Origin of the sequence: Rummeliibacillus sp. POC4, from assembly GCF_003576525.1 — a bacterium.
Taxonomy (GTDB): Bacteria; Bacillota; Bacilli; order Bacillales_A; family Planococcaceae; genus Rummeliibacillus.
Genome location: NZ_QWUA01000001.1, coordinates 85631 through 110751, shown reverse-complemented (window position 1 = coordinate 110751; position 25121 = coordinate 85631). Strand labels below are relative to the sequence as shown.

General features: G+C 36.3%; 26 protein-coding genes and 1 riboswitch. Of the genes, 7 read left to right on the top strand and 19 right to left on the bottom strand.

All coding sequences use genetic code 11. The annotated features are described in order from the left end of the window. The 7 genes from D1606_RS00520 to D1606_RS00480 form a co-directional block, all read right to left on the bottom strand. The coding region (locus D1606_RS00520) for an aminotransferase class I/II-fold pyridoxal phosphate-dependent enzyme (protein ID WP_119414059.1) at positions 1-459 on the bottom strand (459 nt) is incomplete at its 3' end. Then, on the bottom strand, positions 446-1402 hold the full coding sequence (gene cbiB / locus D1606_RS00515) for an adenosylcobinamide-phosphate synthase CbiB (protein WP_119414058.1): 957 nt from the start codon (positions 1400-1402) through the stop codon (positions 446-448). The genes D1606_RS00520 and cbiB, both read right to left, overlap by 14 nt. Before the next feature lies 1 nt (position 1403). Further along, positions 1404-2879 (bottom strand): adenosylcobinamide amidohydrolase, encoded by a 1476-nt coding sequence (locus D1606_RS00510; RefSeq protein WP_119414057.1) that lies wholly within the window; start codon positions 2877-2879, stop codon positions 1404-1406. Between the two features lie 2 nt (positions 2880-2881). Continuing rightward, on the bottom strand, positions 2882-3877 hold the full coding sequence (locus D1606_RS00505) for a FecCD family ABC transporter permease (protein WP_119414056.1): 996 nt from the start codon (positions 3875-3877) through the stop codon (positions 2882-2884). After that, positions 3874-4833 (bottom strand): ABC transporter substrate-binding protein, encoded by a 960-nt coding sequence (locus D1606_RS00500; RefSeq protein WP_119414055.1) that lies wholly within the window; start codon positions 4831-4833, stop codon positions 3874-3876. The genes D1606_RS00505 and D1606_RS00500 overlap by 4 nt, the downstream gene beginning before the upstream one ends. 112 nt (positions 4834-4945) lie before the next feature. Beyond that, a riboswitch (cobalamin riboswitch) is annotated at positions 4946-5135 on the bottom strand. 1213 nt (positions 5136-6348) lie between these two features. Further along, entirely contained in the window at positions 6349-8016 is a 1668-nt protein-coding gene (argS, locus tag D1606_RS00485) for an arginine--tRNA ligase (RefSeq protein ID WP_119414052.1), read from the bottom strand. Then, on the bottom strand, positions 8013-8453 hold the full coding sequence (locus tag D1606_RS00480) for a YwiB family protein (RefSeq protein WP_119414051.1): 441 nt from the start codon (positions 8451-8453) through the stop codon (positions 8013-8015). The genes argS and D1606_RS00480 overlap by 4 nt, the downstream gene beginning before the upstream one ends. A gap of 325 nt (positions 8454-8778) precedes the next feature. Between D1606_RS00480 and D1606_RS00475 the strand changes: the two genes are divergently transcribed. After that, complete coding sequence (locus D1606_RS00475; RefSeq protein ID WP_119414050.1) at positions 8779-10833, top strand: transglycosylase domain-containing protein; 2055 nt, start codon at positions 8779-8781, stop codon at positions 10831-10833. Between the two features lie 331 nt (positions 10834-11164). On the opposite strand, the gene D1606_RS00470 is transcribed toward D1606_RS00475, so the two are convergent. Then, entirely contained in the window at positions 11165-11677 is a 513-nt protein-coding gene (locus D1606_RS00470; RefSeq protein WP_119414049.1) for a YwhD family protein, read from the bottom strand. 67 nt (positions 11678-11744) lie between these two features. Between D1606_RS00470 and D1606_RS00465 the strand changes: the two genes are divergently transcribed. Beyond that, a complete protein-coding gene (locus tag D1606_RS00465) occupies positions 11745-11930 on the top strand; it encodes a 2-hydroxymuconate tautomerase (RefSeq protein WP_119414048.1) in 186 nt (61 codons plus the stop codon). 53 nt (positions 11931-11983) lie between these two features. Here D1606_RS00465 and D1606_RS00460 read toward each other — a convergent pair whose 3' ends face one another. From D1606_RS00460 to D1606_RS00450, 3 genes are all read right to left on the bottom strand, one after another. Next, positions 11984-12490 (bottom strand): YwgA family protein, encoded by a 507-nt coding sequence (locus D1606_RS00460; RefSeq protein ID WP_119414047.1) that lies wholly within the window; start codon positions 12488-12490, stop codon positions 11984-11986. Between the two features lie 22 nt (positions 12491-12512). Continuing rightward, the gene (locus D1606_RS00455; protein ID WP_119414046.1) at positions 12513-13811 is read right to left on the bottom strand and encodes an HD domain-containing protein; all 1299 of its coding nucleotides are present in this window, start codon (positions 13809-13811) and stop codon (positions 12513-12515) included. A 172-nt stretch (positions 13812-13983) separates the two neighbouring features. Then, positions 13984-14241, bottom strand: coding sequence for a YuzB family protein (locus D1606_RS00450; RefSeq protein WP_119414045.1), 258 nt, complete (start codon positions 14239-14241; stop codon positions 13984-13986). Positions 14242-14411: 170 nt separating this feature from the next. Here D1606_RS00450 and D1606_RS00445 point away from each other — a divergent pair, with 170 nt between their 5' ends. Further along, the gene (locus D1606_RS00445) at positions 14412-15053 is read left to right on the top strand and encodes an RsfA family transcriptional regulator (protein ID WP_119414044.1); all 642 of its coding nucleotides are present in this window, start codon (positions 14412-14414) and stop codon (positions 15051-15053) included. Positions 15054-15153: 100 nt separating this feature from the next. On the opposite strand, the gene lipL is transcribed toward D1606_RS00445, so the two are convergent. Next, positions 15154-15987 (bottom strand): octanoyl-[GcvH]:protein N-octanoyltransferase, encoded by an 834-nt coding sequence (gene lipL / locus D1606_RS00440; protein WP_119414043.1) that lies wholly within the window; start codon positions 15985-15987, stop codon positions 15154-15156. A 163-nt stretch (positions 15988-16150) separates the two neighbouring features. Here lipL and hemQ point away from each other — a divergent pair, with 163 nt between their 5' ends. Then, positions 16151-16918, top strand: a complete 768-nt coding sequence (hemQ, locus tag D1606_RS00435) for a hydrogen peroxide-dependent heme synthase (RefSeq protein WP_119414042.1) — start codon at positions 16151-16153, stop codon at positions 16916-16918. Positions 16919-16959: 41 nt separating this feature from the next. Here the strand turns inward: hemQ and D1606_RS00430 are convergent, their stop codons facing one another. Beyond that, complete coding sequence (locus D1606_RS00430) at positions 16960-17724, bottom strand: HAD-IIB family hydrolase (protein ID WP_119414041.1); 765 nt, start codon at positions 17722-17724, stop codon at positions 16960-16962. Between the two features lie 365 nt (positions 17725-18089). Between D1606_RS00430 and gerQ the strand changes: the two genes are divergently transcribed. After that, positions 18090-18467: a spore coat protein GerQ gene (gene gerQ, locus D1606_RS00425; protein WP_119414040.1), complete on the top strand. Its 378-nt coding sequence runs from the start codon at positions 18090-18092 to the stop codon at positions 18465-18467. 202 nt (positions 18468-18669) lie between these two features. On the opposite strand, the gene D1606_RS00420 is transcribed toward gerQ, so the two are convergent. The 4 genes from D1606_RS00420 to D1606_RS00400 form a co-directional block, all read right to left on the bottom strand. Further along, on the bottom strand, positions 18670-19044 hold the full coding sequence (locus tag D1606_RS00420; protein ID WP_119414063.1) for a DUF423 domain-containing protein: 375 nt from the start codon (positions 19042-19044) through the stop codon (positions 18670-18672). A 16-nt stretch (positions 19045-19060) separates the two neighbouring features. Next, on the bottom strand, positions 19061-19348 hold the full coding sequence (locus D1606_RS00415) for a YwdI family protein (RefSeq protein ID WP_119414039.1): 288 nt from the start codon (positions 19346-19348) through the stop codon (positions 19061-19063). A 325-nt stretch (positions 19349-19673) separates the two neighbouring features. Next, the gene (locus D1606_RS00405; RefSeq protein ID WP_119414038.1) at positions 19674-20351 is read right to left on the bottom strand and encodes a uracil-DNA glycosylase; all 678 of its coding nucleotides are present in this window, start codon (positions 20349-20351) and stop codon (positions 19674-19676) included. Positions 20352-20355: 4 nt separating this feature from the next. Then, complete coding sequence (locus D1606_RS00400; protein ID WP_119414037.1) at positions 20356-21090, bottom strand: DUF4230 domain-containing protein; 735 nt, start codon at positions 21088-21090, stop codon at positions 20356-20358. Between the two features lie 248 nt (positions 21091-21338). On the opposite strand from D1606_RS00400, the gene D1606_RS00395 reads away from it, so the two are divergent. Both D1606_RS00395 and thiD read left to right on the top strand, forming a co-directional pair. Then, positions 21339-21608: a hypothetical protein gene (locus tag D1606_RS00395; protein ID WP_119414036.1), complete on the top strand. Its 270-nt coding sequence runs from the start codon at positions 21339-21341 to the stop codon at positions 21606-21608. Positions 21609-21816: 208 nt separating this feature from the next. Next, a complete protein-coding gene (gene thiD, locus D1606_RS00390; protein WP_119414035.1) occupies positions 21817-22650 on the top strand; it encodes a bifunctional hydroxymethylpyrimidine kinase/phosphomethylpyrimidine kinase in 834 nt (277 codons plus the stop codon). 90 nt (positions 22651-22740) lie between these two features. Here thiD and D1606_RS00385 read toward each other — a convergent pair whose 3' ends face one another. Both D1606_RS00385 and D1606_RS00380 read right to left on the bottom strand, forming a co-directional pair. Beyond that, positions 22741-24186, bottom strand: a complete 1446-nt coding sequence (locus tag D1606_RS00385; protein ID WP_119414034.1) for a magnesium transporter CorA family protein — start codon at positions 24184-24186, stop codon at positions 22741-22743. Positions 24187-24255: 69 nt separating this feature from the next. Beyond that, positions 24256-25026, bottom strand: a complete 771-nt coding sequence (locus D1606_RS00380) for an ABC transporter permease subunit (RefSeq protein ID WP_119414033.1) — start codon at positions 25024-25026, stop codon at positions 24256-24258. Positions 25027-25121 lie beyond the last annotated feature (95 nt).

Genomic DNA, 25121 nt, shown 5'->3' with positions numbered 1-25121 from the left:
TGTACAAAGATATAAAATATCAGCTTGTTGCATGTCTTTAATAATTTGAACAATCGGTAACTTCCAAGTTGTTATGTCATCGACCTCGATATGAACCATTTCAACATGATTAGCTGCCAAAGTTGCTTCATATTCAGAAAATGTTGGATGAATAATGATAGCCCTTTTGCGTTGAAATATGGTTGCCAATAATGAGAATATCTCTGCAGCTCCGTTTCCCAATAACACTTGTTCCTCATCAACATTATGAAACTTTGCTATAGCAGCCAAAAAAGGTTGTCCTTGTGGATCTGGATAACGTGAAATTAGTGGAAATAAGTCATCCCACTTTTCTCGAATGAAAGATGGTGGTCCAGCAGGATTTACATTTTCACTAAAATCAATCATTTCCATAGGTTTTTTTATGGATAATTGTTCATATAAACGATGTGGATTAGCGCCATGATTAGGTAATGACAATATAAATTCCTCCTATTACTACACCTATTAGCCAAAACCAAGTTGTCACTGTGTGCATTTGTTCAATTGCTAGTTTAATATGTTTTGGTGCAAGTTCTGTTTCTGGTTCTCCCATTTTTGCTCGTTCAGAAATAATTCCTTTATAACGATTTGTTCCGCCTAGTTGAATACCAAGTTGATAGGCTGTTGCTGCTTCTAAAAATCCACTATTAGGACTTGGATGTTGTTTAGCATCTCTTAACCATCCTTTAAGACGATATGAAAATGAATGCAAAGACTCTTTTTTTGTCCCGATTAACATAAGAAATCCAGTTATTCTGCTCGGTATGTAATTAAAAACATCATCTGTATGTGCAGCAACATATCCGAAATCTCCATATTCTTCATTCTTATAAGCAACCATTGAGTCAAGTGTATTGACAGCCTTGTACATCCAGGCTCCTGTTGCACCAAATAGGAATGCCCAGAATAACGGAGCTGTAACGCCATCGCTTGTATTTTCAGATACCGTTTCTACTACACCCCTCGTCACTTCTGGTACAGATAACTTTTCAGTGTCTCGACCGACAATCCATGAAAGCTTTACGCGTGCTTCTTTTAAGTCTCCTCCAACGAGTGGCGTATAAACGTCCATCGCAGCTTGTTGGAGACTCTTTTGTGCTAGAGCTACGGCAATCATTATGCCTTCCACTAATATGCCGAAGATCGTTCCCACCGTATAAGCAGCAATAACAATGGCGTAGCTTACAACAGTTGATATTCCAACAACTATCATAACAAGAAGTAATCCTTTTAACTTTCGAAATTTGCCCTTATTCAAGTGAATAGTAAGCCATTGAATTAGATTACCTATCCATCTTACAGGATGCGGCATTTTGGGCGGATCACCGATAAAACGATCTAGTACTACCCCAAGCGTACAGGCGATTAAATGTGCCAGCATCTTACAACACCCCTTTTGCACGTTTATAGTCTTGTAGTGCAATGCGAGTTGTTTCAAATACCCCACGGCCAATTAGTTTACCTATCCCTGTAATAGTTCCTGCATATTCAAAAAAGGGACCGTTTTGTGTAGCAGCAATAAGAACACTATCTGTAGATGTGCCGGTTGCAGTTGTATTAGATATATTATCTTGAATATTCTCTACTGCTAATGCCTTTACTTTCGCTTCTGTTGCAGTAATCATTGCTTGCATAAAGGACTCATCTGTTAAAGTGCCATTGACGAACACCCATGTATTAATCGTCCCAACATGAGTTGTTTCAACACGTTTATAAGCTTGTGAAACATCTACTGCGTTCCCTACACCTGCTGTAACCGCTACTACAATACTGCCTACTTGAGACGAATACTCCCTGATTACGACGTGTTTTGATGCAACTGCAGTCATCATGGCTACTGTATTAGATGGTGAAAAGCCGTGTTTTTCAAGATACTGTTTTAGTTCTTCATGCGCATTCTCACACATATAATTCTTATCAACTGAACGATTGATAAATGATTGAAACCATCCAAAACCTGCGTTATGAACAGCTGAAGAAATTGTTTTTAACGGAAACATTGTTTGTAACTCCACAAATTCATCTTTAACCTTTATTTGCTTTGATGTGATGGTCATTGATGCTTGCCCTTCTTCTTGAAAATCAGGGATTAACGTTACCTGTGGCTTCGGCATCACAGGGTGTGGATAGCTTGAAACTTTTGTATGGTAGACCTCCATCACATGCTTCTCTTTTAACACTTCATGTGGTTCACCAATAGAGCTAATTTGTCCATTTTCGAGTAAAATCAATTGATCACAATATAGTGAAGCTAAATTCATATCATGAAAAATCGAAATCACCGTTAAATCATGATACACAACCTCATGTCGAATCATATCCATCAGTTTCCGTTGATGTTCGATATCTAAATGATTAGTTGGTTCATCTAATAGTAGTAAATCGGCTTGCTGCGCTAAAGCTTGTGCAACAAACGCCCTTTGTTGCTCCCCACCGGAAAGAAAATCCAATTGTTGATCTGTGTATTGTGTAATCCCTGTTTGATCCATTGCAGTAGCAACTGCCTCTTCATCATCTTTTGACCATGTTTGAAACCAACTATTTTGATGAGGATAACGGCCAATTGATACAGTCTCACGAACTGAATGTGAGAAGGCATGTGCATGTAACTGAGGTAAAACAGCCATTTTGCGTGCTAATTCTTTCGTTGAATAGTCTTTACGATTCTTTCCATCAATCAGAACTGAACCACTTGTTTCAGCAAGTATTCCACTAATTACTTTTATAAGTGTAGATTTCCCGCTTCCATTAGGGCCTAAAATGCCAACAAATTGCCCTTTTTCTACTTTAAATGAAATATCCTTTATAATAGGTTTTTTAGGATCATATCCACCACTAAGTTGTTTTACATTAAGCATTCCTATGCTCCCTTCGTTCTACGTTGACGGAAGAAAATATAAGCAAAAACCGGCGCGCCAATAAAGGATGTTATAACACCGATAGGTAATTCTGTTGGTGCAATGATTATACGGGCGACCAAGTCACATACAATCAGTAATGATGCTCCATTGATAAAAGATAATGGTAATAGATGACGATGATCTGCACCAAATAGTAATCTAGTCATATGTGGGACAACTAGTCCGATAAAGCCAATCGTTCCTGAAACCGCGACCGCCGAACCAGTTAACATTGAACCCCCAAGTAGAAGCATAAGTTTACTTCTTTTCACATTAACACCTAAATACTTTGCCCTTTCTTCTCCAAACAACATAGCATTTAGCTCACGGCGATTAAACCATAACATCAATGCCCCTATAAGGATGAATGGCCATACCATCTTCACATAAGGCCACCCACGCATCGATACGCTTCCCATCAACCAGCTAATTATTTGTCGAAGTTCTTCTCCTGTTAGCGCAATCATTAATGATATAACAGCGCTTAAAAATGAACTCATGATTATTCCTGTTAAAATAAGTGTTTCCATCTTCATCGTACGATCAACTAATTTAGCAAATCCAATCACTGCAAATAGAGATAGCATTGCTCCTACCATGCTAAATGTAGGTAAAGTGAATATCCCTAAAATAGGGGCTGAAATATTGAAAAAAAGCGTCATCACTGCACCTACTGAGGCACCTGATGACACTCCTAACGTATATGGATCAGCAAGTGGATTTTTTAATAAGCCTTGAAAAGCAGCACCTGCAATTGCTAATGCTGCTCCAACAAGTCCAGCCAATAAAACACGTGGCATACGAATATTCCATAAAATATTTGTTGCCATTTCATCAGCTTCTGTATCCCATAACGTACTTAGTGGTACCTTTACAGAACCTACAGATATACCGAGCCATATACTCAGTAACAAGATGAATATGGCTACAATATACCCCACTACTATTTTCCTCATTTGAATACCTCTGGATAAACTGCTTTTGCTATTTCTTCTAGACCATCAGCAAGGCGAGGGCCTGTCCGAGCTGTTAAATCTTGATTCACTTGTACAACTGCGTCATTTTTGACTGCTGTAATACTATTAAATCCTTGACGTTTTTTTACTTTTTCTACGATATTCGGAACATCTTCCATTACAATCATTGTATCTGGATTACGTTTAACAATTTGCTCTGAATCGATTTTAAACCAACCTGATTGATCATCTACAACATTTTTGATATTTGCTAGGTCTAAGATTTCTTGCATAAATGTATCCTTACCTGCTGTATAAATTTCCGGTTCATCTGAAGTTTCTACAAAAACAGAACGTTGTTTCACATTTGCTACTTTATCTTGAACTTCTTGTACTTTTGCTTTCATATCTTCAACAATTTGATCTGCTTTTTGCCCTTTGTCTGTAATTTGGCCAATTTGTTCGATCGTGTTATATGTTTCTTCAAAGTTTGTTGCATTTTTTACTACAAAAACAGTAATTCCTGCATCTTTTAGTTGTTGTAATCCTGCCTCTACTGATTTGGCATTGGATTCATGCGCAAACACTACATCTGGTTTTAAACTTAGTATTTTCTCAATATCATATTCCATGCCGCCCACTTTTTCCTTTTTAGTAGCAGCTTCTGGATAGTTATCGTTATCAGTTACACCTACAATTTTGTCGTCTAAACCTAGCGCAAATAATATTTCTGTATTACTAGGGACTAAAGAAACTATCTTTTTAGGGGCTTCTTTAAATTCCACATTGTTACCGAGTGCATCTTTTACCATCATTGGATATGTAGACGTATTTTTTGTTGTTTGCGTAGAATTTGTTTTGTCACTAGATGATTTTTGCGAATCTCCTTGTCCACATCCTACAAGTAAAGCAAATACCATTGTGAGCATTATTGCTAATTGCCATATTCTTTTCATTGATCGAAGTGCCTCCTTCAGCAAAATAAAAAGCCTCTCTATTTTTTCGAGAGGCATCATGAATCCAGTAAATATTAAATATACTGGCACCCATCCTATCCTCGTAGTTAAACTGGTGTCTTTAAATACGGCAGGTATCCTGGCTTGTGTTCAACGCTTCTCGTGCCTTCCCGAAAATTTTTCAGTGGCAATTATACGAGTTACTCACACTTACAGTGGCGGGACCGCATCGGATTTTCACCGATTTCCCTTTTCACTTAACATTTTACCGAATGTTAAGAACCGTACTTTTTTAACTATTGAATTGTCTATCATTATACCGAATATTTTGTTTTTATGGAAGGTACCTTAAAATAATTAAAGTTTTACGGAATAGTTTTGACCTATTGAGTGGGGGTATAATTCTTATGAGTTGTGCTAATTGGTGCCTGAGTTGTGCTAAACAGGGCGCGAGTTTCCTAACTTTATACTCTCGGTAATTTTATACTTGAAGCTATGTATCTCTTATTTTTTCTTTCGATTGAGTAATTTTAGTCGATGGAGCTTACATGTCCCCTAATTCTTTCCTACGTAAAAAAGCTAAGCAAAATAAAAGGACATCGCATATTTTCACACAAAATATACGATGCCCTTGCTTATTTTTTGAGATTCGGGCCTTCCAGCGCTTGTCGGGAGCCCACAGGATATGGGTCAGATAGCCGTTGCGACACGATGTTGCGCTTTTAGGCTATCTTCCTCTTAGCGAGCGCGTTCAGCAATTAAATTATCCAGCTTCTGCGGCTAGTCCCTCGAGTCACAACGCTTTCTCGGTCGAAAACTGAAATGACGTTTTCGATTCGAAAGCTTTTGTGATTTTCGGGTCTGAGCAAGCCGCCTCAGCATTTAATTTTATCCAGCTTCTCGCGCCAGCCCCTCGAGGTCGCTTCAGTCCCTCGGTCAAAAGCTGAAAACATGCTTTTGATTCGGGCCTTCCAGCGCTTGTCGGGGCTAAACGGACGCGTTCAGCATTTAACTTTATCCGGCTTCGGGCGCTAGCTGCTCGAGTCGCTTCGGTCTCTCGGTCGAAAGCTGAAAACACGCTTTCGATTCGAGCCCTCCAGCGCTTGTCGCAGCTGAACGAGCGCCCTCAGCACTTAGTTTTATCCAACTTCTGCGGCTAGTCCCTCGAGTCACAACGCTTTCTCGGTCGAAAACTGAAATGACGTTTTCGATTCGAAAGCTTTTGTGATTTTCGGGTCTGAGCAAGCCGCCTCAGCATTTAATTTTATCCAGCTTCTCGCGCCAACCCCTCGAGGTCGCTTCAGCCCCTCGGTCAAAAGCTGAAAACATGCTTTTGATTCGGGCCTTCCAGCGCTTGTCGGGGCTAAATGGACGCGTTCAGCATTTAACTTTATCCGGCTTCGGGCGCTAGCTGCTCGAGTCGCTTCGGTCTCTCGGTCGAAAGCTGAAAACATGCTTTCGATTCGAGCCCTCCAGCGCTTGTCGCAGCTGAACGAGCGCCCTCAGCACTTAATATTACATTTTTTCTGGTGCTGATACGCCTATTAGTTTTAGTGCGTTTGCTAATGTTGTACGTACTGCTGTGATTAATGCGATACGTGCTTCAGAGCGTTCTTTGTTTTCTTCATCTAAAACTTTTTCTGCATTATAGAAACTGTGGAATGTTGCAGCAAGTTCTTGGATGTAGTTAGCGATACGGTGTGGCGCACGTACACGAGCAGCATCCGCTACGACTTGTGGGAAGTCTCCAACTTTTTTCAATACTTCAATGTCTTTTTCAGATGATAATGTATCAAGATGTTCAGTTGAAGCTGCAAAGCCTTTTTCTGATGCTTGACGTAAGATTGAGCAAATACGTGCATGTGCATATTGTGCATAGTACACCGGGTTTTCGTTTGATTGTTTTACAGCTAAGTCTAAATCAAAGTCTAAATGAGTATCGCCTGCACGCATTGCAAAGTTATAACGAACAGCATCTAAACCTACTTCTTCTACAAGTTCGCGAAGAGTTACTGCGTTACCAGTACGTTTAGACATTTTAACTTTTTCACCATCACGTAGAAGGTTTACCATTTGAATTACTTCTACTTCTAATGTATCACGATCATAACCAAGTGCTTCGATAGCCGCTTTCATACGTGGAATGTAACCGTGGTGGTCAGCTCCCCAAATGTTGATAAGCTTATCGAAACCACGACGTAATTTATCTTCGTGATATGCGATATCAGGAGTTAAATATGTGTAAGAACCATCAGTTTTGATCAATACGCGGTCTTTGTCATCACCAAATGTAGTAGAACGGAACCATGTTGCGCCGTCTTGTTCAAATACATGACCGTTTTCTTTTAGTTTTTGTAATGCAGTTTGAACTTTTCCTTCTTTGTATAAAGAAGTTTCAGAGAACCAAACATCAAAATCTACACGGAAGTCTTTTAAGTCTTTTTGAAGTTTACCGAATTCATGTTTCAATCCATGTTCACGGAAGAATTCAAAACGTTCTTCATCAGATTTTTCTAATACGTCTTTACCGTATTCAGCAGAAAGTTCTTTTGCAATGATAATGATATCTTTACCATGGTAGCCATCTTCAGGCATATCAAAATCTAAACCTAGCGCTTCACGATAACGCGCTTCTAGAGATTTTGCTAATTTTGTGATTTGGTTACCTGCATCATTAATGTAATATTCACGTGATACATTGAATCCTGCGAAATCTAAAACATTACATAAAGAATCACCAACAGAAGCACCACGAGCGTGACCTAAGTGAAGGTCACCAGTTGGGTTAGCAGAGACGAATTCTACTTGAACTTTTTCACCTTTACCGGCATCTGTACGTCCATAGTTAGAACCTTGTTCAAGAACTGTTGTCACTACTTCAGCTAAGTAATCTTTGCGTAAAATAATATTCATAAAACCAGGTCCTGCAATATCAATTTTTTCAATATTTGTGCCTTCAGTTTCAAGATTTTCTAAAATCGTTTCAGCAATTGCACGAGGTGGTTTTTTTGCTAATTTTGTTAGCTGCATAGCGATATTAGTTGCGTAGTCGCCGTTTTCTTTGTTTCTTGGTGTTTCTAAATGAATGTTCAAAGCAGTTGTATCTTCTACAAGATTTGCTTTTTGGATTGCTGCAACAAGTGCTTCTTTAATAGATTGTTGAACTTGTTCTACTGCGTTCATTTGTTTCCCTCCGTATAGTTCAGTTCTAAACAATAGTCTCCGACAGATTGTTCACCGATTATTAGTTCATATTGCAAATAAAATCGACCGTTTTGAATAGTTTCGGACGGTTCAAATTTCATTTCTTTCGTTTTTGTTACAATAGGCAATTGACCATATTCACTATTATAATGACCTCTTCTTACTTGTCCAAGTACAAATGGCATTCGCATTTTCACATCACCATTGCGCATGATAATGGCATCTTCTTGGCCAAATCTAAGAGTCGTATTCATACGTTGATCTTCTTGTATTTCCTCGTATTGCAAATAGATTTGATCATTCTTTTGCATAATTTCCCCTTCAGACCACAGTTCAAATTTCTCAGTTTCTGTGCCTGGTTGGGTAATCGTTGTTATGATTTTTAATTTTACGGGTGCTGTCAATACATCTGACATTTTAAGACGCCTCCGTTTTCCGTTTAATATAACCTTCTTATTATAGGATAGGAATATACCTATTTTCAAGATACAACATGAATATAGGACATTTTTGTGATTATACGATTTACTCACGAGTGTTTTCGCTCACTCTCGATACTATTCCAATAGAAAACAATTTCCTAATGAATATAAAACTCTAAACCAGACATTTACCCACATCTCTCAAATAATGATATGGATGCAAACTTCTAATTTTTCGACAAAATTAGTGTTTTTCCTTCGTTTAGTTTATCTAAAGACTTCACATACTAGATTCATCAATGTGAAAGGAAGCGATTAGATGAACCGAGCTGAACATCAACGGCAACGGAAAAGAAAACAACGTCTAAAGAAAATCGTCATTTGGGTTATCGTATGTGGCTCAGCAGTTGCATCTGCCCTGTTATCACTTCGAATATATGCACAAATTACAGGTGCGCCTTCCTTGACGGTTCCAAAAGCAACTGTTTTCTTAGATGCAGATGGAGCACAATTAGGAGATAAATTTGCACAACAGCGTCGATATTGGGTAGATCTAGATGAGATTTCTCCTTTTGTAACGAAGGCGCTTATTGCCACGGAGGACCAAGACTTTTATAGCCATAACGGATTTGACTATACACGAATTGCCGGTGCCTTATTTAAGGATATAAAGGCAATGAAAAAAGTCGAGGGTGCTAGCACAATTACACAACAATATGCTAGAAACTTATATCTATCACATGATAAAACATGGTTAAGAAAAATAAATGAAGCATTATATGCCTATCGCTTAGAAACTTTTTATAGTAAAGATCAAATATTAGAAGGCTATTTAAATACCGTATATTTTGGTCATGGAATGTATGGTGTAGAGGCTGCAAGTAGATATTATTTTGCAAAATCAGCAAAAGATCTAACTCTTCCAGAGGCTGCATCGTTAATAGCAATTCCAAAAGGTCCAAGTATCTATTCGCCTCTTGCAAATGAAGAAAAAAATCATGATAGACAGCAACTTATTCTAGCACTTATGCAGAAACAAAATATAATTACTAAAGAGGCTAAAGAACGAGCACAACAAACAAGACTCTCCTTCAAATATGATGAATGGGATAGTGGAAAAACAAGCGCACCGTACTTTATCGATACAGTATGGGCAGAAGCACAGAAAATATTAGAAAAGAATGGACGTAGTATTGAAGAGGGAGGATGGACAATTCAAACAACGTTAAATACTTCCCATCAAAAAGCTGCAGAAGAAGCAATTGAAAAGAATTTACCTAATTCAGGTTTACAAGTTGGCTTTATTAGTATGGATCCAAAGACTGGATACATTACAGCATTAGTCGGTGGTAGTCAGTATGCAAAAAGTCCATTTAACCGTGTGACCCAAGCTAAGAGACAACCAGGCTCAGCCATTAAACCATTCTTATATGCAACTGCATTAGAGGATAATTTTTCGCCTTTAACATTTATGGATGCAGAAAAAACAATTTTCACTTATGATGGTGGACGTTCTGAATATGAACCTAAAAATGTGAATGGAAAGTATGCTAACCATCCACTATCATTGGCACAAGCACTTGCGATATCCGATAATATATATGCTGTAAAAACATATGAAGAAATCGGTTATCGTAAATTCAAACAAATGTTAGATCGTTTTGGTATAGGTGAAACTTTACAAAATACACCTTCTGTAGCATTAGGTACAACTGAAGTAACACTAAAAAATATAACATCAGCTTATAATACGATTGCTGCAGGTGGTGTTAAGAGAACACCTATTTCAGTACTCTCTATAAAAGATTCAGATGGAAAAGTTCTTTACAAAGTGAAAAAACAAAGAGGATCTAAGAGAGTATTGAAGAAAGACGATAATTTTATCTTGACTCAACTAATGACAGGTATGTTCGACCCAGTATTTAATGATTATGCACCGGCAACAGGTATTAGCATTAGAAACAAACAAACACGCCCGTATGCAGCAAAATCAGGTACCACTCTCACCGATCAAATGATGATAGGATTCTCCCCTACATTAACTGCTGGTGTTTGGAATGGTTACGATCAAGGAAAGCAAATGACAAGTGAAGCGGATAGCCGTGCGACTAAACAAATTTGGATAGACTTTATGGAAAGTGCTCACAAAGATTTACCTAGTGAACCGTTCATAGCACCTAATGGAGTAGAAGCAGCTATCGTTGATGTTGAAACTGGTGGTATAGCAACAAAAAGCTGTAGCAGACAACGTCTTGTTTATGTAAAGAAAAAGGATGTACCCAAGAAAAAATGTACAGATCCTTCTATTGTAAAAGATTTGACAAGAGAAACAGACGATTCGTGGAGCCTTTTCCCTTTTTCTCTTTTTGAATAATATATTTTAAACTGACTCGCATTGTTTTTAAGGTTTGTTAAACCTAAAACAATGCGAGTTTTTTTATGCACTAAAAAACTTTCATTCCAATGAAGTCCGTTATCCATTGGAATGAAAGCCTCTTCGCTTACTAAAGTATAAGAATTATTAAGCATTAAGCTTGGTCCATACAAAATGCCAAATAATACTCATTTAAAAGTCAATAAGCATTTGTCCTAGCTTACTTTACTTTTGTAAGCTTTACCTTCAGTTTATCGTCTTTCCATGTCAGTTTCAACTATGTTTCTGAAAACACTTAGGAAATGTCACAGATTTTTCAATTTTTGGTTTCCTAAAATCCTAAATCAGTGTGTAATTGAGTATCACTGTTTTCCCACATTTCTTTATTGAAATTCTTCAAGAATTCCCCTAAAACGTGTTTTGATGAATCATCCATATGTTCTACAATGATATGTCTTTTCATCGATTTGTCCATTTTATTGACATGGTCTGCAAGAATTTTATAACCACGGCGTTTTTCACGATTAACAACCATTTCACATGCTGTTACACCTGCATAATATGCGCCTTCTGGTTTTTGCTCAATTGTCACCCAAACTAACCAATATGGTTTTCCGCCCTCTGAATCAGCTCGATCAGTGGTGAATTTTATGCCCTTTTCTACTGCACTTCGAGCATGCATGGCCCCAATATCAACTTCAGCCGTTTTTTCTTCAATATCAATAATAACAGGTGATACATTTTCAAGTGATAGAGTTCCAATACCAAACCCTTTGTGACCGTCAGTCGGATTGTTTTTTATAATGGTAAATTCCATTTTTTTTGGTTTTTCTTCATTTGTCATACGCTAAATCCCTCCGTTCTGTTATTATAACGAATATACACTATATTTTACATGAGGAGGACTTAGAATGCCTGTAGTAACGATTAAAATGATTGAAGGACGTACTGACGAACAAAAACACAATCTAGTCGAAAAAGTGACCGATGCTATTTCAGAAACGGTTAATGCCCCTAAAGAAAATATTACAATTATTATTGAAGAAATGAAAAAAGAACATTATGCAATCGGTGGCGTTCGTAAAAGCGAACAGTAATATAAAAAAGTGTATTCGGTAGAAAAGTCGAATACACTTTTTGTGATTTAATATTAGTTCACTTTAAATGTTGAGAGCATGTCAATTAGTTCGAAGGCGTCCTTTATTTCTTGTTCTGTAAAATTCAGTTTTCCCTTTACAACATGGACTTTCTCGATTTGCTCTTCTCTTGATAATTCTCCAAAGTATAATAGTGTTGATACCAATTCCAAAAATCTCGCACTTTTACTATTCAAAATATGAACAACTTCGTTTAAATTTTGTTGTTCTTCACATAAAGCTTTTGAAAAATCTATCCCCTTATCTGTTACTTCATAACAATATTGAACATAGGATCCCTTGTCTTCCATTTGTTCAGTTAAAAAGCCCATTGTACATAGTTCCTCAACACGTAATGTAAGTTCTTCTGAATACGGTCCATAAATATGGAAATGATATTTTTCATGGAATGGAAATTGCATCTTCTTAGCTATATAAACCATCTTCTGTAACTTTTTGCGACCAGTGACTTGTCCTGCTAATGACACGAATTGTACGACTTTAGCATGTTCTTCTAGCACGATTTTCTCCTTTCGAGAAGGCTTATCCTCTCAACACATTTAGTATTTGTTTTCGTAATGTTTTTTGTTTCCCGTTTTGCAATAATGCATCTTCAGGAAAATACAGTTTGTGATCTGATCTACGTTTACCTGATATAGCATCTACTATTTGAGAACAACGTGATAATTCTTTTATCTCTCCATTTGGCATTAATAATTGAATCGGTACACGTTCCTCTTCTTCACCAGGGCGATAGAAATCATATGGTAAGTCAGAAATAGAATCATGTACTAAGTAATATTTTGGGTTAATCCCTACTTGGATAAACAAATCCTCTAAATCTCTTAGTTTTTGATACTCATTTGCCGGATCAAATTCGATATATTTGAATAACTTTCTATTAATAAAGCGGCGACTCAAATCACTTAATATAGGATCCTTTTCTTTTGTCCACATTTGAAAATACGTTAACAATATACTTTCATCTAAAGATATATAATCTTCCAACTCTATCTGGTTATTGAAAAACGCGATAAATGGCGTAGGTTCTTGTAAAAATTGATAGTTTTCTTTACTTAACTCTTTTGCGCGATGCAAGATTTTCGTTAAAATAACTTCAGCACTTCTGGAAACAGGGTGGAAATAGACTTGCCAATACATTTGATAGCGACTCATAATATAGTCTTCTACTGCATGCATACCACTAGATTTAATCACTACTTGGTCTTCTTGAGGCCTCATAACGCGAAGTATTCTTTCCATATCGAAGTGCCCATAACTAACACCTGTAAAATACGCATCTCTTTGTAAGTAATCCATGCGATCTGCATCGATTTGGCTTGAAATCATACTAACCACTTGTTTGTTTACATACGTTTTAGCTATAACATCCGAAACTTTCTGAGGAAAGTCTGGTGCCACGCGAGTTAATACTTCGTTTACTTCTGTGTCACCTTTGATAATAGCTCTAGTAAATGCTTCATGGTCTAAGTCAAAAACATGTTCAAATGCATGCGAAAATGGGCCGTGACCCAAATCGTGCAATAAAGCTGCACAAAGTACAACGAGGCGTTCGCCTTCATCCCATTCTGGTCTACCCTTGAACACATCATCGACCATCCGACGTACAATTTCATAAACTCCTAAAGAGTGGCTAAAGCGGCTATGCTCTGCACCGTGAAACACCAAATACGTCGTTCCTAGCTGTTTAATACGGCGTAACCGTTGGAACTCCTTAGTACCGATTAAATCCCAAATCACTTGATCTCGTACATGTATATAGCGATGCACCGGGTCTTTGAATACTTTCTCTTCAGCTAACTTTTTTGTCGCATAACTCAATTTAAGCACCTCCACTAACCCTGTTTTAAAGTTCTTGCATACCTTTTATATTTCAACATTATAAACGAAAAAACCACCTTATTAAAAGGTGGAAAAAGTCGTATAAAAGAAAAATTTATGATACTTTTTTATTCTAATTTCGCGAAAAATTAAGATACTTCTAAGTAGTACCTTATTTTTCTTGATAACTTTCTGGTAATTTCTTTTGTGATTTTAATTTTGCGATAATTTTGGGCATTAATTCATCTTCCGTATGAGCTGCACATGGACGATTATTTACAATAGTAAATGTTTTCCGAAGTCCAGGTCCGCAATAAGATTGGCATTTAATATCTATCGTCGCATCTGGATCAATTTCTTTAAGCTTAGGAATTAATGTTTTTAAATTAACGGCCTGACATTCATCGCAAACACGAAATTCGTTTGCCATTTTGTCTACAACCCTTTCTATATCTCAATTTTAAGTCTATGTAATAGTGTAGCGTATTTTCTATCTTTCATTCAAGACATAATACTCATAAAGCGTTTACAAGTTTATGAATAAAAAATATAAAAACTGTCTAGGCTAATCCTATGAATCAAATAGGAGGTTTTAAATCAATGAAAACAAGACAAGATGCTTGGTTACCAGAAAATGATGAATTATTAGCAGAAGCTGTTTTACGCCATGTAAAAGAAGGAAGTACACAACTCACCGCTTTCGAAGAAGCTGGAGATGCACTAAACCGCACTGCTGCGGCTTGCGGCTTTCGCTGGAATGCAGTAGTACGAAAAAACTATGAGAAAGAACTAGCTTCTGCTAAAAAAGAGAGAAAGGAAAGAATGCGCATTTATGGTACTTCTGCTAGAAGAAGAACTGCTGGACTATATCTGCTGCCAAATGAAAAGCATAATGAAGTGACGCGTTCAATTCCACTTTCTGCAATGTCAATCGACCTTGTTATTGCATATCTAATGCGTTTACAACAAAGTGACTTCCATGATGAAGAAGTGACAAGATGGCGTCATCTAGCAAATATAGCAAATGAAAAAGCTTCACAATTAGAAAAAGAAGTACTGCGATTAGAAAAAGAGCATCGTAATATGAAAAAAGATTACGACCAATTTATGCAAGTGATGAACCGCGCAAGACGTTTAATGACTCTAGGCACAGAAGATGAACATATCGCACCTATATTTACGATGGAGCGAAATGGTAATCTCGTTAAAAAAGAAGATTCTTCAGTAGGTGTCGAAGAATAGTATTTAAAAAGCCTGATTGTTATTGTTGAAAAATAGCAATCAGGCTTTTTCTAAATTTCCCAGGAAATCGACAGAATAGGAAATTAAATTATAAATGTCTTTAACGTTTTGACAACATCGATTGATTTCTGTCGAGAACTCTCTTCAAATAGAATGTATACAATTCCATTTCATCTTCTTGTAATGTTCCCATTTTCACTTCATCACTTAAAGTAACTAGCAAACTCTGCAAGTCTATAGTTGTTTGTTGTACAGTCAATGTTTCATCTACTAATTCGTTTAAAGAAGCCATTACTTCTGGTTTAATATCTGGATATTTAAACTTTGTTTCTGCTCCTTGCAAACTAATGTCATAGAAATCACGGACAAGCTTTGCTCTTTCGACTCCGCTTCCTTCAATACATAGATAAATTTGTACAGCAATCCCTTGACGTAAACGGCGTTGGGAAATCCCTGCAAATTTCTTACCATTAATACTTAAATCATAGGAGCCTGGGCAATAAGAACCCACAATTTCATATGCTTCTATCTTATCTGCAACTTTTGGAAATAACCTTTTGATCAGCGAAACCATAATATCATAGCCAGTATTAATATCTATTTTTTCCTCTTTCTCAGATAAAACCATTGAAATATTCAATACACCTGGATCTAATACAACAGCCAAGCCACCTGAATTTCGAACGATTGGTTTAAATCCTCTATCTTTTAATAATGCCATTCCTTCCTGAACATGTGGCAAGCGATGATCTTGAATCCCAAGTACAACCGATTGATCGTGTACCCACGTCCGAATTGTTGCTGGGGATAAACCTTGTCCAACTAATTGGCATAGTGTATCATCGGCAGCAAATGATTCTAATGGTGAACGTCCTTTACCACTAACCGATTGATCCCAAAAACGCCATACTGATTGTTGTAAATAATCTTTCATAGTCAATTCTCCCGAAATTGTTTTATATACCCTATAAGCATACATGATTTTAACGAATAACTCATGTCAAAATGGTGAAACCGAAGCGTTCTACATAGACCTCTCAAGCATTTATGTTAAAATTAACGTGAATGATTCTCAATAAGAAGGAGTGTCCACGATTATGATCGAAGCAGCACAAACACTAGATGGTTGGTACGTATTACATGATTTCCGTTCAATTGACTGGGCTTCATGGAAATTAGTTTCCGAAGAAGAACGTAAAGCAGCCGTTGATGAATTCATCAACTATCTAGAAAAAATTAACGAAGCAGATATTGCTAAAACAGGTAGCCATGCTTTCTACTCTATCTTAGGTCAAAAAGCAGACTTCGTGTTAATGACATTACGCGAAACAATGGAAGAACTACAAGATCTTGAAAACGAATTCAACAAATTAGCAATAGCTGATTTTACAATTCCAACTTACTCATATGTATCTGTAGTTGAACTTTCTAACTACTTAGCAAGCAAAAAAGCTGGAGATGAACCAGCTGAAGATCCATATCAAAATCCTCATGTACGTGCACGTTTATACCCTGAGCTTCCACGTTGGGAACATATTTGTTTCTATCCAATGGACAAACGTCGTCAAAAAGGCGCTAACTGGTACATGATGGAGATGGATGCACGTCGCGAATTAATGCGTTCTCACGGTTTAATCGGTCGTAGTTATGCTGGTAAAGTTAAACAAATTATTTCTGGTTCTATCGGTTTTGATGACCATGAATGGGGCGTTACATTATTTGCTCATGATGTTCTTGAATTTAAAAAACTTATTTACGAAATGCGCTTTGATGAAGTTTCAGCTCGTTATGCAGACTTCGGCGAATTCTTCGTTGGTAACATCATGGATAATGATAAATTAGTTAAGTACTTAGCTGTAAAATAAAAAAATTCCCGCTCTTTCTAGAATAAGAAGAGCGGGTTTTTTTAATATGCGAAACGGTTATCCAATTCCGATAGTTTTTCAATTATTTTTTCTTCTCGCAACGAATCGTTTTCAATATTTTCATCTGCGTAATGTGACAGTAAGGGATGTTTTCCAATCATTACACTATGTTGGGCATTTTCGAACATACTGATATCATTAGCATCATTGCCAAATGCAATATACTTTCCTTTTTGAACGCCTAATTGTTGAAGGGCATTCCACTTATGAATACCACAAGGAGTAATCTCTAATATCCCCTCTTGGTGATGAGTTTGGATAATTACGTCTAATTTATCTAGCTTTTTTCTTAGCCCCATCATATTAAAAGAAGTTAGAATAGCAATTTTCACAACATGCTCTAATTTTCCTATTGGTTTATTTACAGCAAGCTTTTTTGTATCAAAATTAGTTAAAATTGGATGATCAGCCGGACCTGTATAAGAATAATCCCAATCACCTTCAATTAAATAGGTAGCGTGATATTCTTCCATTAAATGTTTTATCTTTTCTAAAGTAATATCATCAAACCCAGCGTTTTGTTTTATATTCCCATTTACACATAATAGAGAACCATTTCCTCCAACCATTTTATAGCCATGGAATCTTTTATGTAGAATTGGCAATATATCACGAATTGGGCGTGCAGATGCAAATATAACTTCATGTCCTTTTTCCGTTAACAGTTCGAGACTGTTTAATATAGATTCAGTAACTTGCTTTCCTTCAAAACAAATCGTACCATCTAAATCAAAAACAAATTGCATATAAACACTTCTTTCTGTTTTTTTACATAATCATCTTAATACTTTACTTAAAAGTATACGATTGTATTGATTACATACGAAGGATGTGGCATGTATAAGATTATTTCCCTCCTTCCAATAATTTTATACAAATTTTCTGGTTCTTATTTTACCCAACTGTCATATATAAAGAAGAGGAGGTTATATAATGCCTGTTTTAGAGTAATGTCCAAAGAGCTTGATTTACTGCTCTAGTTATGTAGGTTACAGGTGATTATCCTACAAACTTTTATAGGCATCTAAAGACTGACATTATAAAGCACATGTTTTTTGTCTCCATCAGTAGATGATTGTCCACAAGTATAATATTCTGAAAGGAAGATGAAATGGTTCAATATTATTGGACACCAAATTATTCTGGCGGTACGCAATATCCTAGTGGTGCAGCCTTTCCTAGTGGCACCCCTCAACCTACTGCAGGTACGCCTGGAACAACAAACGTTTTTCCACAAAGAGAACAGTCCTATATCGAGAATATTCTCCGTTTAAATCGAGGAAAGCCTGGAAACTTTCACTTTTCTTTTGAACATGCGGTTGCTCCACAAGGAAATACCCTTAATATAAGAGGTGTTGTGGAAGCTGCAGGTCGAGATCATGTTATTTTACGTGAACTTAATACAAATCATCGATTCTTGATGCCTATGATTTACTTCGATTATGCAGAATTTGATGAGCAAATGAATTACTTCAATCAAAATCCATAGGCGTAAAAATGCCATATGCTATAAGCATATGGCATTTTTAGTTTTTAGAACTCAAGCTGCTTTTCGTCCGGCTTCGCTTTTATTTATCCAGCTCTGCCGGCTTGACCCTCGTGTCATTTCGGTCCCTCGGTCGAAAGTTGTAAAAATACTTTCGATTCGGGCCCTCCAATGCGCGTCGGGCCAGTTCGAGCCGGCTTCGCTTTTATAGTTTTGATGCAGTTAAGATTACCATTAGCCATGAGATTAGGAATAGGACGCCTCCAATTGGCGTAATGGCACCTAGAATTTTTATTTGAGTGATTGCTAGAACATATAGGCTTCCTGAGAAGATTATGACCCCTATGAACATAATAATTCCTGCGCGTGATAGCATTGTGGTTGGTCCTAGAATACCTTTACTAATTAAAATACCAATTACGATTAAACCAATTGCATGGAACATTTGATATTGTACAGCCGTATCCCATATTGCTGCATAATGTTCTGTTAATACATCTTTTAATGCATGTGCACCAAAGGCACCAAAAGCAACTGCTAGAAGTGCATATACTGCACCTGCTATAATATTAAATTTCATCGTTGTACATTCCTTTCTAAAAGTCAAAAATTGAATCACCATTTGCATCGTCTTCTTGTAACTTGTTAACCATCAACGATGGGGAAACTTGTCCGGAAGTTTGCTGTGGTGATGGATTTACATTTGTCATCATCTTAGGAAAACTAGGACTAGATGGAAGTTTTGTCCCTTCCCTATGTAAAGCTACATCACATAATGCGCGAATGGCAGAAAGCTCCTCACGTATTTGTGCATCTGAAGTAGTAGATTGCGCTTGTGTTATATGCTTTGCTATTTCAGTGACAATTACTTCATAAGAAATCATTGTACTTTTCCCCCTGCTTTTTGCTCAAACTTTAAACAATCCAAGCCTGACGATTTTTTTACTACAATTGAAGGAATCGCTTTACTTTTGAATTGATAGGCACGACATCCTCTAGGATTGTGCTGATCCCAAGTGACAAAAAAAGTGTTTACATTTAAAACAACTCTGTTGCATCTTGCGTCCCCTCTTCACTTGACTTTAAGAATGATTCGCCAAATTGAAAGTTTAAAAGACACTTTCGATCTGGTCCCTCTTTTAGTATCACTTTACCATGTTTATAGTTTTTGGTGTAGTGTGATTACTTATACTGTCATAGACTTTTCATCTATTTTGTTAAATCAAAGTCAATCGGTTCCATCCCCCATGCCACTAGTTGATTGTTGATTTTCGAATATGGGCGACTGCCAAAGAATCCTCTATAGGCACTCAAAGGACTTGGATGAGGTGCTTTAATAATAGCATGACGTGTCGTATCAATTAGTCGTTCTTTTTGTTGTGCTGGTCTTCCCCATAATACAAAGACAATAGGTTCGTTTCGTTGTGATAACTTTTGAATGACTGTGTCTGTAAACTGCTCCCATCCATGAGCTTTATGTGAATGAGCTTGATGAGCACGGACGGTAAGCACTGTATTTAATAATAATACTCCTTGTTGAGCCCATTTGATCAACGTACCGTCTCTTGGAATATCATATCCGAGATCGTCATGTAGCTCCTTGAACATATTTTGTAAACTTGGTGGATGTGGTACACCGGGTTTAACTGAAAAACTCATTCCATGTGCTTGACCTGGTCCATGATAAGGATCTTGCCCTAAAATCACAACTTTTACTTTGGCATAAGGTGTATAACGAAAGGCACTCCACATATCTTCCATAGGTGGATAAACTGTTTTCGTAAAATATTCTTGCTTTAAAAACTCGCGTAATTGTAGATAATATGGTTTTTCAAACTCTGCTCCTAATACATCTTGCCAATCATTATCAAAAATAATCTTCGACATTTTTCTACTCCTTAAACTTCACTGTGACATGGTACCCAACTAAAGAGAACATTTCAGCTACTGATTTCTTAGCATTTCTTTCAGCAGTCTTCAGTACTCCCTGTGTCGTTGCCTCTTCAATCATCTGTTTTTTTGCAGCAGCGGCTAAATCATATGCTTCTGAAATATCCGGTTTACTTCGGAATAGTCCTTCACTTGAAAACACTTGTACTTTATCAAAGTCAATCTCTGGTTCACCTAATATTTCTGCTGAAGGTAATGTAATTGTAGCTATCTTTTTCTTTTCATTAATCTCAATATTTTTATCCGATACATTTGAAAAATTGACTCCAGCCTTTACTCCCCCAGGAATAACGACTAGTAATTGTCTTTTAGTACCAGGTAAATTTATACCAATTTCTTTTCCGAATAGTTCGTTATTTTCACGTTCAATCATGACCTTTGTATAAGCTTCTGCAGTTGTTAACTCATTGAGGTTTTGAATACGCTCTACAAGAGAACCCTTTTGTTCAGCAAAACTATTTCCTTGAATAAGCTTCCAAGTAGCAAAGGGTAAGATTATTATTGATAAGATTATTATTATCGCTGCCCACACATACCAATTTTTCAATAAGCGGATTAGTATCCTACTTCTAAAACGTACGCGAGAGCCTGATGCAACCTCCATAATCGTGGCTGCTTGTTGCTCACCCATATGGAAATCCTTTAGCACTTTTTCTAGCTCTTTGTTAGTTTTCATAGGCTTTCCTCTTTTCTTACCTTTATTATATCTTTCTATTAATATACTTTCTGCTATTGTAGCTAGAAAGTAGACTATTTGTCGAAATGTTAGGTTTCTCAAAAATATTTCTTTTTTATCCAAAAATCATTTACGATACTACTAGAGGAATGAAGGAATGAAGAAATTAATAAATAAATAATTTCTTTTAAATCAAATTTAATCTTACAATACATATCTCTTTTTTTATTCTACTGGAGGAATTTTAGATGAATTTTCAATGGAAAGAAAGACTTAAAAAAGTTTCAGATGTAACTACAAACACAAAATATGTACCTGAAAAAGCGAAGACTATTGGGGTTTTCTTCTTTTATTTATTTGTTTTAATCATTATGCTTGTTTTATTGTTTTTTGTCGTTGGTTTATGCCAACGAAATCATTACATTGCCGCTATCATAGTTGCTATCATTGGTTGTAGCATAACTTTCTTTTTATGGAAAATCATTAGCGCTGATTCAATTGACAATGAGGAATTTTAAATTGGTGATTCAACTCACTTAAATGTGCGCAAATAAAACTGACCACATCAAATTTATGATTTTTGACTATTTTCTTCTACTCAGTTTAGTCCCTATAATAAAGAATAATAGATATACACAATATCCCGCTTATGAAAAGGCGCAGGAAGGACAAACTATAACAACTGTTGTCCGAAAAATTTGATAACTATTTAAAGGAGTCCTCATTATGTCATTGAAAAAAACGTTAACAATTGCTGGTTCTGATGCATCAGGTGGTGCTGGTTTAGAAGCAGATTTAAAAACATTCCAAGAACACGGCACATATGGTATGGCTGCAGTGACTGTCATTGCAACAATGGATCCGGATAATAATTGGTCTCATGGAGTTTACACATTACCAATAGATGTCTTAAAAGCACAATTAAAAACTACTTTTTCAACAGGTATCGATGCACTTAAAACAGGTATGTTATCAACAGAAGAAGTGATTAAAACTTCTGGTGAAGCGATCAAAAATTCTGGTGTACAAAATGTTGTTATCGATCCAGTTATGGTATGTAAAGGTGAAGATGAAGTATTAAACCCTGGTAATGTCGATGCAATGATCACATACTTACTTCCTCTTGCTTTAGTAACAACTCCAAACTTATTTGAAGCAGGTCAATTAGCAGGTATGAAGACCCCTAAAAACATTAATGAAATGAAAGAAGCTGCTGAAAAGATTCATGCACTTGGTGCGAAAAATATCGTCATTAAGGGTGGTCGTTCAATCGATCCAACTAAAGCATTCGATTTATACTACGATGGTGAAAAACACTATTTACTAGAAACACCTAAAATCGATACTAGCTATAACCATGGCGCAGGTTGTACTTTTGCTGCCGCTGTCACAGCTAACCTAGCAAATGGACTTGATGTAAAAGCAGCAGTTATTGAAGCAAAAGAATTTGTTGCTGCTGCAATTACTCATGGTTGGAAATTGAACAAATTTGTAGGTCCTGTTATGCATGGTGCTAAAGGCGTTTATGGCGCACCAGAAATTACAGTAACTGAGATTTAATAGAATAAAACTAACGAAAAGAGCTTCCATTCCATTTTAAGGTTGGAAACTCTTTTACTTTATGATTGAACAAATTTCAATTATGCTTTTTTAATACCACTTTTTCAACTGAATTTTTCTTCTTCCCCATAAGTATATGGTGCTTAACAATAATCCGGCAGACATCAAAATTCCTGTTACTGCTGTCACCAAACATATCCATTCATATATTGAATAGTGTAAGATTTTTGACCACTTATAGCCATTATCCCATTCATTTACAACAAGGTTCATACCGAAAATTCCAGAAATAACTGAGAACATCGTTAAAATAAATAATAATTGGTTTTGTCTCTGGTCTGATGTTTTTTCTTGATTGACATATAGTGCATCCAATGTTTTTGCAACATCTCCAAATAACTCATCGATTTTGAATATACTGCGTAATCTTTTTGCCATTTCTCTACTAGACGAACGACTGCTAACTTCTTGAAAATAGAATTTAGATGAAAATATTGTTATTTGCTTCATCAACTTTTCTATATACACTTCATCTGTTCTCCAAGAAAGCTCGCTATATCTAAAGGATAATTCTAATAATGTTAGTTTATAAAAATAATGTAACAACACATTATAATAATGAATGCCCATAAATCGAGCTCTAGCTTTTCTCCGCAATACTTCATCAGCTTGCTTAAAAACAATCGTTGTTTGCACATGCTCTGTTGTAATGTCGCATAACTTCGGCATATATCGGTTGTTAATCTTCGTTTGTAGATACTCTTTCATATGTTCCTTGTTACCTGAAGAGATATAAGGAAGACCATTTTCTGTAAAGCCATCTAATTGGCTTACCCGGTAAATTTGTTCGATTGATAATTCATCTTCATCTATCTCGATATATGACGAGACCAGCATTCTTTCATCTTCAAAAAAAGGTAAACTACCATAGTAACCGTTACGAATTTCATCATGAATAATATACGGTTGAATTTCTGGACAAAGATACATCATAAAAAGATCATTTACAGTATGAAAAGTATAAGACGAAACAAAAAGCCTGACACCCTTTTCATCCAAAGCTTTCGGTTCTAATATACGGAAGTGATGCATAAAATCCAATGTTTCAGACAGCGAATAATTATCTTGTAATTCAACCCGTACTGTGGCAAATCCTACACCAAATGGACAAAGTATTACGTCTACGCTTAATATTTGAAAATGATAGTGGCGATCATGGATGACCATTTCACCTTTTTTAGGAATAGCTTTTGAAAAGCGATGAAAAGCATGTTCATCGACGCTACTAGGAAATAGTCTGCGTTCTATGTATGGCAAAAAATTTTGATTGAGTGCGATATTCGAAATTTTAATATCTCCATAATAGGCAGATTCCTGAGTTTCGTCTTGCAAATCAAAAAATTTAAAGCCTTTTGCCAACAATTCTTCTGCCAACTTCTTATTATCTTTCTCAACAAATAAAAAAGGCATCATAGACGTCATCCATACTCTTGAAGTTTTACTTTCTTTATCTACACTTGGTAATGTGAAATTCACCCTACTCGCCTCCTTGACCTAGTATCCCCAAAGTTACTTTTTTTATGAACATAGGGAAAACAAAGCCTTTTAACGAGTTTTTTCTTTTAATAAAATCATTTTTTCTTTTAGTTGTTGCTGATTCCACGCAACAACATCTTCGGGAATATCCTTACGATTAGATAACTTCCTATCTAAAGATTTTGTAACAACAGAAGCTCTTGAATATCCTTCAATCATAGCAGCGATAGATAAAATCACTAATGCGAAGCAAATTGCTGGACCTAATGGTAACCAAGGTGCACCTTGCAAGTAGCCGAAAGTTGAACCAAATAACCCCGCCCATTCAAAAGATATGGACATCGGTGGATCGCCGAACATTGGGCTGTAATTTACCTTTGTCCCACCCAAAAATAAATCTAACAAACCCAAATGTGCAAAAACTATTAGTGTCTCCAAAATTTGTTGACCATATAAAACAAATAGTTTTTCTCGCAATTGAGGAAATAAGTGTTTTCGAATAATGCGAAACTTACTTGCCCCAAGTGTTCTAGATGCTAAAATATATTCCTTTTCGTATAATATGGCAGCCTCATTACTAATTAGCGAAGCAACTATTGGTACAGTCAACATAGCTAATATTACGACTTCAATGATAATTCTCTCCAGTAAAGAGTTACTAAAACCGTCTTGTGGCATCCACAGTACAGGCATTAAAATTATAGCGTCTAAATAATAAGTAAAAGTAAATAAAAATGTATGACTTTGTACACCTTCTATTAAAATTGGTAATCCACTTATCAAAATAATCCCTATAATAGCGCAGATCAGTTGTAATAGACGATTAGAAAAATCCTTCATTTTTTACACCTCCAAAAACAAAAATTAAAAATAATCAGATAATTTTAATGATAGCATATGTTAATTCAGTTTTATGAACAATTTCTTACGAAAAG

Bases quoted from the DNA above. Each gene is read 5' to 3' on its own strand.
- D1606_RS00480 (WP_119414051.1), bottom strand. From the start codon at position 8,453: ATGTCAGATGTATTGACAGCACCCGTAAAATTAAAAATCATAACAACG.
- D1606_RS00500 (WP_119414055.1), bottom strand. From the start codon at position 4,833: ATGAAAAGAATATGGCAATTAGCAATAATGCTCACAATGGTATTTGCT.
- D1606_RS00475 (WP_119414050.1), top strand. From the start codon at position 8,779: ATGAACCGAGCTGAACATCAACGGCAACGGAAAAGAAAACAACGTCTA.
- D1606_RS00405 (WP_119414038.1), bottom strand. From the start codon at position 20,351: ATGTCGAAGATTATTTTTGATAATGATTGGCAAGATGTATTAGGAGCA.
- thiD (WP_119414035.1), top strand. From the start codon at position 21,817: ATGTCATTGAAAAAAACGTTAACAATTGCTGGTTCTGATGCATCAGGT.
- D1606_RS00510 (WP_119414057.1), bottom strand. From the start codon at position 2,879: ATGCTTAATGTAAAACAACTTAGTGGTGGATATGATCCTAAAAAACCT.
- D1606_RS00380 (WP_119414033.1), bottom strand. From the start codon at position 25,026: ATGAAGGATTTTTCTAATCGTCTATTACAACTGATCTGCGCTATTATA.
- D1606_RS00505 (WP_119414056.1), bottom strand. From the start codon at position 3,877: ATGAGGAAAATAGTAGTGGGGTATATTGTAGCCATATTCATCTTGTTA.
- D1606_RS00420 (WP_119414063.1), bottom strand. From the start codon at position 19,044: ATGAAATTTAATATTATAGCAGGTGCAGTATATGCACTTCTAGCAGTT.
- D1606_RS00430 (WP_119414041.1), bottom strand. From the start codon at position 17,724: ATGCAATTTGTTTTTGATTTAGATGGTACGATTTGTTTTGAAGGAAAG.
- D1606_RS00415 (WP_119414039.1), bottom strand. From the start codon at position 19,348: ATGATTTCTTATGAAGTAATTGTCACTGAAATAGCAAAGCATATAACA.
- argS (WP_119414052.1), bottom strand. From the start codon at position 8,016: ATGAACGCAGTAGAACAAGTTCAACAATCTATTAAAGAAGCACTTGTT.
- gerQ (WP_119414040.1), top strand. From the start codon at position 18,090: ATGGTTCAATATTATTGGACACCAAATTATTCTGGCGGTACGCAATAT.
- D1606_RS00400 (WP_119414037.1), bottom strand. From the start codon at position 21,090: ATGAAAACTAACAAAGAGCTAGAAAAAGTGCTAAAGGATTTCCATATG.
- hemQ (WP_119414042.1), top strand. From the start codon at position 16,151: ATGATCGAAGCAGCACAAACACTAGATGGTTGGTACGTATTACATGAT.
- D1606_RS00470 (WP_119414049.1), bottom strand. From the start codon at position 11,677: ATGACAAATGAAGAAAAACCAAAAAAAATGGAATTTACCATTATAAAA.
- D1606_RS00395 (WP_119414036.1), top strand. From the start codon at position 21,339: ATGAATTTTCAATGGAAAGAAAGACTTAAAAAAGTTTCAGATGTAACT.
- lipL (WP_119414043.1), bottom strand. From the start codon at position 15,987: ATGAAAGATTATTTACAACAATCAGTATGGCGTTTTTGGGATCAATCG.
- D1606_RS00445 (WP_119414044.1), top strand. From the start codon at position 14,412: ATGAAAACAAGACAAGATGCTTGGTTACCAGAAAATGATGAATTATTA.
- D1606_RS00450 (WP_119414045.1), bottom strand. From the start codon at position 14,241: ATGGCAAACGAATTTCGTGTTTGCGATGAATGTCAGGCCGTTAATTTA.
- cbiB (WP_119414058.1), bottom strand. From the start codon at position 1,402: ATGCTGGCACATTTAATCGCCTGTACGCTTGGGGTAGTACTAGATCGT.
- D1606_RS00465 (WP_119414048.1), top strand. From the start codon at position 11,745: ATGCCTGTAGTAACGATTAAAATGATTGAAGGACGTACTGACGAACAA.